This window comes from Pseudoflavonifractor phocaeensis (genome assembly GCF_021531815.1).
Lineage (GTDB): Bacteria > Bacillota > Clostridia > Oscillospirales > Oscillospiraceae > Lawsonibacter > Lawsonibacter phocaeensis_A.
Window position 1 is genome coordinate 17,838 of record NZ_JADYUM010000025.1, and the last position, 9,818, is coordinate 27,655.

Here is a 9,818-nt window from a genome sequence, read left to right on the forward strand (position 1 = left end):
CAAGGGAAACACAAGGCGCAGCCGTAGTGTTTTCACGCGCAGCCCTTCCCCCAGCGATCTTTTGCTTCCTTTTGCATCGCTGCAAAAGGAACTCGCCGCCGCAGCGGCGAAATCTCCTAACCCCATAAACGAAAATTTACGGTGGGGGCGCTCTGCGCTTCCGCCTTGTTATTTTTCTTTTCTTTTGGTAAGATGAGAAGCATCAAAACGCGTATGGGAGGGATGTCGGATGGTTCATTGGGACCCCAGAGCGCTGGAGGTGCTCCGGCGGCTGGAGGCGGCGGGCTACCGGGCGGTGCTGGTGGGCGGCTGCGTCCGGGACAGCCTGCTGGACATCCCGCCCCACGACTACGACGCCGCCACCTCCGCCCTGCCTCAAGAGACGGAGATAGCCTGTGCCGGGCTGCGCTGCGTGGAGACAGGCTTGAAGCACGGCACCGTTACCGTCCTGTCCGGCGGTCTTCCGGTGGAGGTGACCACTTTCCGGCGGGAGGGTGCCTACTCCGACCACCGCCACCCCGACCGGGTGGAGTTCACCTCCGATTTAGCGGAGGATCTGGCCCGCCGGGACTTTACCATCAACGCCATGGCTTGGGAAAACGGCGGACTGGTGGACCTGTTCGGCGGACAGGCGGATCTCCGCAACCACATCGTCCTCTGCGTGGGGGACCCGGACCGCCGCTTTGAGGAGGACGCCCTGCGTCTCCTCCGGGGGCTGCGTCTGGCCGCCCAGCTCAATTTCACCCTCCATCCGGACACCGCCGCCGCCATCCGCCGCCACGCTCCCCAGCTGGTCCATGTGGCCTGGGAGCGGATCTCCGCGGAATTTGTCCGCCTGCTCTGTTCCCCCGGGGCGGGACAGGTACTGTTGGATTTTCCGGAGGTAATCACCCAGATTCTCCCTGAGCTGGCCCCGGCGGTGGGCTTTGATCAGAAGAACCCCCACCACATCTACGATGTCTACACCCACAGCGTCAAAGCCATGGAGCAGGTGCCTCCCCGGCCCGCCCTGCGGCTGGCCGCCCTTCTCCACGATGTGGGCAAGCCCGCCGTCTTTTCTCTGGACCAGCAGGGTGTGGGCCATTTTTACGGCCATCCCAAAGTGAGCGCCGCTCTGGCGGACCGCGCCCTGGAGCGGTTGCGGCTGGACAGGGCCACCCGGGAGCGGGCCGTCACCCTTGTCAGCCGCCACGACCTGCCTGTGGAGCCCACGGAAACGTGGGCGGGCCGGTGGCTGTCCCGTTTGGGCGAGGACATCTTTTTCGACCTGCTGGAGCTGAAGCGCGGGGACGCCCTGGCCTGCGCCCCCCGGGAAAGCGGCGGTCTGGAGGCGCTGGAGCGGACGGAGCAGGCCGCCCGGGCGCTGCTCTCCCGCCGCCCCTGTCTCACTCTGCGGGACCTGGCCGTCAATGGCCGGGACGCTCTGGCCGCCGGACTGTCCGGCCCCGCCGTGGGGAGGGCTTTGAACCGCCTGCTGGAGCAGGTGGCGGAGGGCGCTTTGCCCAATGACCGCGCCCTGCTGCTGGAAAAGCTGAACACCTTTTCGGCGCCATAAAAACCGCCCGTCCTCCTGAATTGCGGAGGACGGGCGGTTTTGTTTTGATCGGTTTATTACAGCAGGTGGGCCTTGCGGTCGAAGTAGCTCTTGGTCTCCTTGGCCACTACGCCGGACAGGGCCAGCAGGGCGATGATGTTGGGAATAGCCATCAGGCCGTTGAAGATGTCGGCGATGGTCCACACGGCCTTCACGGTCAGGTAGGGACCGACGAACACAGCGGCGATATACAGCCAGCGGTAGACCTTCACGGGGCCCATCTTGCCGCCGGACAGGTACTCCAGGCAGCGCTCGGCGTAGTAGTCCCAGCCCAGAATGGTGGTGAAGGCAAAGAACATCAGGCACAGCATCAGCAGGAAAGCGCCGACCTGTTCCGGGAAGGGCAGGGCGTTCTGGAAGGCGTAGATGGTGATGCCCGCGCCCTCCAAGCCCAGCTCGGGCTGCCAAGCGCCGGTGATGACGATGGACAGGCCGGTCATGGTGCAGATGATGATGGTGTCAATGAAGGTGCCGGTCATGGTGACCAGGCCCTGGCGCACAGGCTCCTTGGTCTGGGCGGCGGCTGCGGCGATGGGTGCGGAGCCCAGGCCGGCCTCGTTGGAGAAGATGCCCCGGGCCACGCCCTTCTGCATGGCCGCCTTGATGGTGACGCCCACGATGCCGCCGGCCACAGCCTCAGGCTTGAAGGCGCCCACCACGATCTGGTACAGGGCGCCGGGGATGGCGCTCACGTTGCACACCAGGATCAGCACGCCGCAGGCCACGTAGATAATGGCCATAAAGGGAACGATGATCTCGGAGACCTTTGCGATGCGCTGGATGCCGCCGATGACCACCAGGGCGGCGCAGACGGTGACCAGCAGGCCCACCACCACGGTGGTCACGGTGATGACCACCTGGCTGTCCCCGGAGCCCAGGGTGAACAGGGCGCCGGACTTATTGGGGTCAAAGAAGGTCTGGGCGGCGGAAGTGATGCCGTTGATCTGGGTGATGGTACCGATACCCAGCAGGCCGGCCAGGGTGCCAAAGACGGCAAAGCACTTGGCCAGCCACTTCCAGCCCTTGCCCATACCCTTTTCAATGTAATAGAAGGGACCGCCCAGCACATGGCCCTTGTCATCCACGTCCCGGTACAAAACGGCCAGCAGACCCTCGGCGTACTTGGTAGCCATGCCGAAGAAGGCGGCGACTTCCATCCAGAACAGGGCGCCGGGGCCGCCGGCGGCGATGGCGGAGGCCACGCCCACGATGTTGCCGGTACCGATGGTGGCGGACAGGGCGGTGCACAGGGCGCCGAAGGAGGTCACCTCGCCGTGGCCGTCCTCCTCGTTGCGCACCATGAACTTCAGCGCCTTGCCCAGGTGGAACACCTGGAGCAGCCCGGTGCGGACGGTGAGCCACACGCCGCAGGCCAGGATCAGCACGATCAGCGGGACGCCCCACACTAAATCGTCAATGGTTACCAAAAAGTCTGTGATCATCTTTCCGTCTCCCCTTATCAAACACTTTCATCCGGATCAACAAAACAGGAGCGCGGCCCAAAGGCGCACGCTCCTGACAAATCAAAAGACTTCCTTGCCAACAGTTTCTTTCGTCCCCATTGACAGCATGATACTTACGGAAGCTCTGTCCTTTTGCCTGAGAGATTGATCCGGGGTTTCCCCCGAACTTGCACCTTCGGCCCCCGCGCGCGGCGGGCGTCTCCAGAGTGCCATCCGTCCACAGTCCTGGTACCTGAGAGCGTTACACCGTCGGTGGGTCCTCCCAAGGGAGGGCCGCTTCTCTGTGGACATCGTCTGGCTGTTCAGTTGTCCGCTTGATGGGGACGATTATACCCGCGGCAAGGACGAATTGCAAGTGGAAATTTCCGATTTTTCATATTTCATGTTTTTTTACAAAAACGCCCCTGTTCTGCCGTTTCTTTTGCAGCATTTGCTCAGAGCAGGATAATTGTGACGCCGTTGTTGTGGCGCTCCAGATCCCGGTCCCGGCGCAGCTCGCCGCACCGCCGGAAGGCGGCAAGAACGGCGGAATTGAAAATGGAGAAGTCCTCGCCGGGGATGAAATCCCGGATCTCTCCCCTGGCTTTCAGCCGGCCCAAATAGCTCCGGGCCTCCACCCGGATGCGGCCTCCCGTGCCTGAGGAGCCATATCCGTGGATGATCTTCAGGGCGGTGCAGCCCAAGCTGCGGCTGCGGCTGATCTCAAAGGTCAGCTGCTTGACGGCCTGGTCCGCTCTCGGCATGCCCCGCTCCAGATTGACCTCCCGCAGTTCACTGCTCAAGGTCCTGCTCCTCCTCCTGGATCACCCGCTCCGCCGCCTTGAAGGCCCGGGACAGGCGCCAGATGATGCACAGGTCGCTGACTCCGTCGAAGATCAGGGCGGCGCCGATCAGGACCACCAGCGCGGCAAAGGTGCCGAAGGGATTCAGCAGGATCAGCGCGCCCAGGGCCACGGTCAGCAGGGCCAGCAGCAGGTCCACCCACCAGCGGCCCCACCGCTGGCGCATCAGCGCCACGGAGCCCTGGAGGTCCACCACACCGTGGAAAATGAGGATGGCGCCGAAAATATACTGGATCAGTTTAATGACTGAGGCCGGGCTGGTCATGAGCCAGATACCCAGGGCGCACAGGATCACTCCGGGCAGCACGAAGAAAGCGGGGACCCCCTCCCTCCGCCGAGCCAGCCAGCCCAGGATATAGATGATCCCGGTGATAAAGATGGACACGCCCAGAAGCATACACAGGAAGTTCACTGAGCGGTCCGGCCACCAGATCAGGACCACGCCCAGCAGAATGGTGACCAGTGCCGCCGCAATGCTGCTCATACGCTGCTCATGGAGGATCGTTTTCATACTCACACCCACCTTACTGTTTTACCGGTCCTTCCGGACCGCCTCATTGGTTTTCAAAATCTGACAAGCGGCTTGCAGGCCGTTTTGTCTTTTATTTAGTATAACACACTCCCGAAAGCGATACAATCACTCATTTTTCAGACTGTCTTTGAAAAGACGGCAGGTCCGGCATGCGGCCCAAAGGGGCCGCCGCGTCAGGATAACGCCATCACACAAGTGGTCCGGTTCCGGTTTCCCGCTCATTCCGGTTTGCACCGGCGCGGCACAGCAAAAGGACGGCCCTGACGATGTTTCGTCAGGGCCGCGGTTCATTTCTTCCAGCGCTTCAGCGTGGGGAACCAGGCACGCATGTTCCGCTCCGCCTCCTCCTGGGGTCCCATGGGGTATCCGTTTTCCTCGTTGAACTTCAAGTTGAAGGCGATCATGTCCTCCATGGCGGCCTCCGGCGCGGTAAACGCCCCGCCCTGGTAGCAGTAGCAGCAGTAGTCACGGCTCAGGGCGCCGTCCGCCTCCGTCCCCCGGCTCTCCGGGGCGTCCAGGGGCATCCCGCAGCTCTGGCAAAAGTTCCGTTCTTCCATTTGATTGACCTCCTTTTGTTGGGAAGGGCACTCTCCCTCCCCTGTATACTCAGAATAGCCCCTCAAACCTGACAGGATCTGTCTGGTTTCATAGAGGTCCGCTGTTTTTTTTGCGTTTCGCCGCACCAGCTCCCGCCAGTAGACCGGAGACAGTACCTCCACCTGGTCCCCGAAGGACAGCAGAAAGCTCAGCACCCAGCCGTCCTCGGGAAAAGCGCAGTCCACCAGCAGACAGCCGTCGTCCCGTCTCTTCACCCGGCTTGGGTGAAAGTAATCCCAGACCCGGTAGGCCGCCCGGGGCTGAAACAGGAGCCGGAGGCGGACGGCCCGGCATTCCTCCCCGGAAGTGGGTTCCATCTCCGGCGGGACAGGGCGGGGAAGGAAATGCTCCGCCTCCGCCGACAGGTCCTCCATCCGCACCAGCCGGAAGGTGCGCCAGTCCTCCCTGGTCCGGCAGAAGGCCCGGAGATACCAGCATCCCGACTTAAACACCAGCTTGTGGGGCTCGGTCCGGCGGCGGGAACGCGCCCCGGCGGAGCTGTAGTAGGTAAAAGACAGCACCCGGCGCTCCAGGACGGCCTGCTTGACCAGCGCGAAATTTTTCCGCTCCCGGGCGCCGCTGCCCCAGTCGGTGAAGTCCACCTCCAGCCAGTCGCTCCCCTCCCGGCGGAACAGGGCGGACAGCCGGGCCAGCGTGTCCTCCGCCTCCGCTCCGCCTGTGGCCAGCACCGCCTGAAGGGCAAAGAGCAGCTCGTCCTGCTGGGGCCCGGACAGCAGGGCCCGGTCCAGCACGAACTGGTCCATGAGCCGGATGCCGCCCCCCTGGCCCTTCTGGGTGTAGACGGGGATACCGGCGGCGGACAGGGCGTCCACATCACGGTAGATGGTCCGCTCGGACACCTCCAGCCGTTCGGCCAGTTCCCGGGCGGTGACGGCCCGCTTCTCCACCAGCAGGTACAGGATCTGAAAGAGACGGCTGTTCTTCATCTTCCTTACCGCACCTGGATCTGCCCCAGCACCTGGCCGATGGGAGCCGCCAACAGCAGGTCGGCGTGGGAGTCGTAGGGGGTGGGGCTCTTGTTGATCAGGACCAGCCGCTTCCCCCGGTAATAGCGGACCAGGCTGGCCGCCGGGTACACCGCCAGAGAGGTGCCGCCGATGATGAGCATATCGGCGCTCTGAATGTCCTCCAGGGCGCCCTCCAGCACCTTGCTGTTCAGCGACTCCTCATAGAGCACCACGTCGGGCTTCACGATCCCCCCGCAGGAACAGCGGGGCACGCCGGCGCTGTCCTTGATGAACTTCACCGGGTAAAACTTTTTGCACTTCATACAGTAGTTGCGGTGGACCGAGCCGTGGAGCTCCCACACCCGCTTGGAGCCGGCCAGCTGGTGCAGGCCGTCGATGTTCTGGGTGACCACGCCGCGCAGCTTCCCCGCCGCCTCCAGTTCCGCCAGCTTCTTGTGGGCGGCGTTGGGACAGGCATCCAGGCACAGCATCTTGTCCCGGTAAAAGCGGTAGAACTCCTCCGGCCGGACGTCAAAAAAGCTGCGGCTGAGGATCTCCTCCGGGGGCCAATCGTATTTCTGGTGGTACAATCCGTCCACGCTCCGAAAATCCGGGATGCCGCTCTCGGTGCTGACGCCCGCTCCCCCGAAGAATACGATATTCCGGCTGTCGTCGATCCATTGCTGTAAGGTATTGATCTGATCCTCCATGGCACAGTCTCCTTTCCCGCTTCCTGTGTCCCGGGCCTTCTTTTTGTGGAGAATCCCGGCACGATTTTGCTGTCATTATACCATTTTCCCTCCCGCCATGCAATCCGCATCCCGTCTCAGTTTCTTCTTTTTGCTCATAAATGGTAAAATATTAATATTTGTATCTCAAAATTCTTTGTCTAAAATTTCTTATTTTGGTAGGCAAATGTCGAAAAGTGTGGTATATTAAAAGATGAATTATTGCGTCTCTGCCGGAGACGGACCATTGGGCTCCATCAACCACAGAAGGGTGGTCATTTTCTTGGGCGATCTTTACCTGGGGACCTACGACACATATCCCCTCTCCCTCAGCCAACAGAATATCTGGGATGTGGAGCGTGCCTGTCCGGATACCTCCATCAACAATATCTGCACCACCCTCCGCATCCAGGGCCGGGTAGACTTCTCCGCCCTCCAGCGGGCCATCGACCTGGTGCTGGAGGCAGACGGCTCCCTGCGCACCCGGATCGCCCTTCTTGACCGGACCCCTGTCCAGTACCAGGTCCCCTACCACCAGGAGCAGGCCCCCATTTATGACTTCTCCCAGACCAGCCAGGAGGGCATCGAGAGCTGGGAGGAGGCCTTCACCCGGGAGATCATGACCCTGATCGACGCCCCCCTCTACCGCTTTGTGCTGCTGCGCACCGGGGAAAACTCCGGCGGTCTGGTCATCAAGATGCACCACCTGATCTCCGACGGCTGGACCCAGGTGCTGCTGTGCAACCGCATCGGACAGATCTACCTGGACCTGCTGTCTGGCCGGGAGCCCCACCTGGACCCCATCCCCAGCTACCGGAGCCACCTGGAGGAGGAGAAGGCCTACCTATCCTCCTCGGCCTACGGCCGGGACCGGGACTACTGGAGCCGGGTCCTCTCCCAGGCGGGAGAGCCCTCCATGCTCAAAGCCGTTCGCGGGGCCGCCGTCAGCCCGGTGGGCCGCCGGCGCACCTTCCCCCTGCCCCAGGACCTGAACAACGACATCTACTCCTTCTGCATGAGCCACCGGGTGGCCCCCTTCTCCGTGTTTTACATGGCCCTGGCCATTTACTTCAAACGCATTGGTGGCGCCGACCGCTTTACCCTCGGCGTGCCCATTTTCAACCGGATCAACTTCGCCGCCAAGCAGACCAGCGGCATGTTTGTCAGTACCCTCCCCTTTTTCAGTGAAATATCCGGCGATTGGAGCCTGAACGAGTTCAACGACCACCTGAACGAGGAATGGTTCAACATGCTGCGCCACCAGCGCTTCCCCTTCAGCCACATCCAGAAGCTGGCCGAGGAGGGACAGGGGGTGTCGGAGCGCCTGTTCCATATCGCCTTCTCCTATCAGAACAGCCAGCTTCTGGAGAGCCGGGACGCCACCGTCATGTTCTCCGGGCGCTGGCATTACAGCGGCTACCAGATGGAGCAGCTGTGCATCCACCTGAGCAATCTGGAGGACAACCGCCGCTACTCGGTGGATTACGACTATCTGACCCAGTTCTTCTCCGCCCGGGAGATCGAGATCCTCCACTCCTGCCTGGTGAATATCCTGCGGGAGGCCCTGTCCGCCCCCGACCGCCCCATCCGCCAGCTTGCCATCCTCAGCCCCTCGGAGCGGGAGCGGGTGCTCTACACCTTCAACCGTTCCGCCCGGCCTATTTTCGAGACCAGCCTGTACAGCCGCTTCCACCGCCTGGCCCGGCAGCACGCCGCCCGGGCCGCCCTGATCTGGAAGGGGGAGCGCACCACCTACCAGCAGCTGGAGGAGCGCGCGGCCAGGGTCCACGCCGCCCTGACCCCCTTCTGCGCCGCCCCGGACACCCTGGTGGCCGTCCTGCTCCCCCGGACCCCGGAGCTGTTCTGGTCCATGATGGGCATTCTCCGGGCGGGAGGCGCTTTCCTCCTCCTGGCCCCAAACCAGCCGGAGAACCGGATCCGTGAGATTTTACGTCAGAGCGGCGCGTCCGCCCTCATCACCCGCCCGGAGCTGGGCGGGGCCCTCTCCGACCTGCTTCCGGTGGTGGATGTGGACCGTCTGCCCCAACAGGGGGAGCCCACCCCCGCCGACGACCTGGCCGACGGGCTGGCCTATGTGGTATACACCTCCGGCTCCACCGGCGCCCCCAAGGGGGTGGAGATCGGCCGCCGTTCCCTGCTGAACCTGGCCTGCGCCATGGAGCCGGTCTACGGCAAAGGGGCCGTTCTGTCGGTATGCAGCGTGGGCTTTGACGCCTTCCTTCTGGAGAGCGCCGCCGCCCTCCTCAACGGCCGCACCATCCTCCTGCCCCGGGACGAGGAGCTGGAGTCCCCCCGGGCGCTGGCCGGACTCATCACCGGCTTCGGCGCGGGCTTTTTGTCCACCACCCCCTCCCGCCTGTCCGCTTTCCTCCGGGACCCCGCCTTCAAGGCGGCCATGGCCCGGATCGAGAGCGTGGTATGCGGCGGTGAGGCCTTCCCCAGCGACCTGCTCCAGCGGCTCCAGCTGGACACCCGTGCCCGGATCTACAACCAGTACGGCCCCTCCGAGGCCACAGTGGCTGTCAGTCTGAAGCTGCTCAACGGCTCCCCCGTCATCACAGCGGGGGCCCCTATGGCCAACTGCAAGCTGTACATTCTGGACAACTGGGGCAATCCCCTGCCCATCGGCGTATACGGCAACCTGTATGTGGGCGGCGCCTGCGTGGGACGGGGTTACCGGAACGCCCCTGAGCTCACCGCTCAGAGCTTCTCCGACAGCCCCTTTGAGCTGGGCGACCGGCTCTACCGCACCGGGGACATCGCCTGCTGGACCCCGGAGGGAGAGATCGTCCTGGGAGGACGCTCCGACCGGCAGGTAAAACTGCGGGGCCTGCGGATCGAGCCCCAGGAGGTGTCCGCCTGTCTGGTCCGGCACCCCCAGGTCCGCCAGGCCGCCGCCGCCGTCCAGCGCCATAGCGGCCAGGACGTGCTGGTGGCCTTCTACACCGCCGAGGCCCCGGTGGCGGAGGAGGAGCTGCTCTCCCTGTGCGCCTCCTACCTGCCCCACTACATGATCCCCTCCGCCATGCTCCGGTTGGAGGCCATCCCCCTCACCCCCAACGGCAAGGTGGAC

The 9,818-nt window shown here is 63.5% G+C and carries 8 protein-coding genes and 2 riboswitches; of the genes, 3 read left to right on the forward strand and 5 right to left on the reverse strand.

Annotated features, from left to right (window positions below):
- Positions 1-229: 229 nt before the first annotated feature.
- The gene (locus I6E42_RS11930) at positions 230-1,555 is read left to right on the forward strand and encodes a CCA tRNA nucleotidyltransferase (RefSeq protein WP_235372237.1); all 1,326 of its coding nucleotides are present in this window, start codon (positions 230-232) and stop codon (positions 1,553-1,555) included.
- Positions 1,556-1,611: 56 nt separating this feature from the next.
- Here the strand turns inward: I6E42_RS11930 and I6E42_RS11935 are convergent, their stop codons facing one another.
- Positions 1,612-3,036: an alanine/glycine:cation symporter family protein gene (locus I6E42_RS11935; protein ID WP_235372238.1), complete on the reverse strand. Its 1,425-nt coding sequence runs from the start codon at positions 3,034-3,036 to the stop codon at positions 1,612-1,614.
- A 143-nt stretch (positions 3,037-3,179) separates the two neighbouring features.
- Positions 3,180-3,264, reverse strand: a riboswitch (glycine riboswitch).
- Positions 3,265-3,267: 3 nt separating this feature from the next.
- Positions 3,268-3,351: riboswitch (glycine riboswitch) on the reverse strand.
- Between I6E42_RS11935 and I6E42_RS11940 the strand changes: the two genes are divergently transcribed.
- Positions 3,341-3,505: a hypothetical protein gene (locus I6E42_RS11940; RefSeq protein WP_235372239.1), complete on the forward strand. Its 165-nt coding sequence runs from the start codon at positions 3,341-3,343 to the stop codon at positions 3,503-3,505. Its footprint overlaps the riboswitch before it by 11 nt.
- On the opposite strand, the gene I6E42_RS11945 is transcribed toward I6E42_RS11940, so the two are convergent.
- From I6E42_RS11945 to I6E42_RS11960, 4 genes are all read right to left on the reverse strand, one after another.
- On the reverse strand, positions 3,492-3,839 hold the full coding sequence (locus tag I6E42_RS11945; protein WP_235372240.1) for a Smr/MutS family protein: 348 nt from the start codon (positions 3,837-3,839) through the stop codon (positions 3,492-3,494). The genes I6E42_RS11940 and I6E42_RS11945 overlap by 14 nt on opposite strands.
- Positions 3,829-4,410 carry an HdeD family acid-resistance protein gene (locus I6E42_RS11950; RefSeq protein ID WP_235372241.1) on the reverse strand — a complete coding sequence of 194 codons (582 nt, stop codon included), beginning with the start codon at positions 4,408-4,410 and terminating at the stop codon, positions 3,829-3,831. Before I6E42_RS11950 ends, I6E42_RS11945 begins: the two co-directional genes overlap by 11 nt.
- Positions 4,411-4,718: 308 nt before the next feature.
- Complete coding sequence (locus tag I6E42_RS11955) at positions 4,719-5,975, reverse strand: zinc ribbon domain-containing protein (RefSeq protein ID WP_235372242.1); 1,257 nt, start codon at positions 5,973-5,975, stop codon at positions 4,719-4,721.
- Positions 5,976-5,980: 5 nt separating this feature from the next.
- A complete protein-coding gene (locus I6E42_RS11960) occupies positions 5,981-6,706 on the reverse strand; it encodes an NAD-dependent protein deacylase (protein WP_235372243.1) in 726 nt (241 codons plus the stop codon).
- Between the two features lie 301 nt (positions 6,707-7,007).
- Here I6E42_RS11960 and I6E42_RS11965 point away from each other — a divergent pair.
- Positions 7,008-9,818: non-ribosomal peptide synthetase (locus I6E42_RS11965; RefSeq protein WP_235372244.1), on the forward strand; the 2,811-nt coding region annotated here is incomplete at its 3' end.

Bases quoted from the DNA above. Each gene is read 5' to 3' on its own strand.
- I6E42_RS11930 (WP_235372237.1), top strand. From the start codon at position 230: ATGGTTCATTGGGACCCCAGAGCGCTGGAGGTGCTCCGGCGGCTGGAG.
- I6E42_RS11935 (WP_235372238.1), bottom strand. From the start codon at position 3,036: ATGATCACAGACTTTTTGGTAACCATTGACGATTTAGTGTGGGGCGTC.
- I6E42_RS11950 (WP_235372241.1), bottom strand. From the start codon at position 4,410: ATGAAAACGATCCTCCATGAGCAGCGTATGAGCAGCATTGCGGCGGCA.
- I6E42_RS11955 (WP_235372242.1), bottom strand. From the start codon at position 5,975: ATGAAGAACAGCCGTCTCTTTCAGATCCTGTACCTGCTGGTGGAGAAG.
- I6E42_RS11960 (WP_235372243.1), bottom strand. From the start codon at position 6,706: ATGGAGGATCAGATCAATACCTTACAGCAATGGATCGACGACAGCCGG.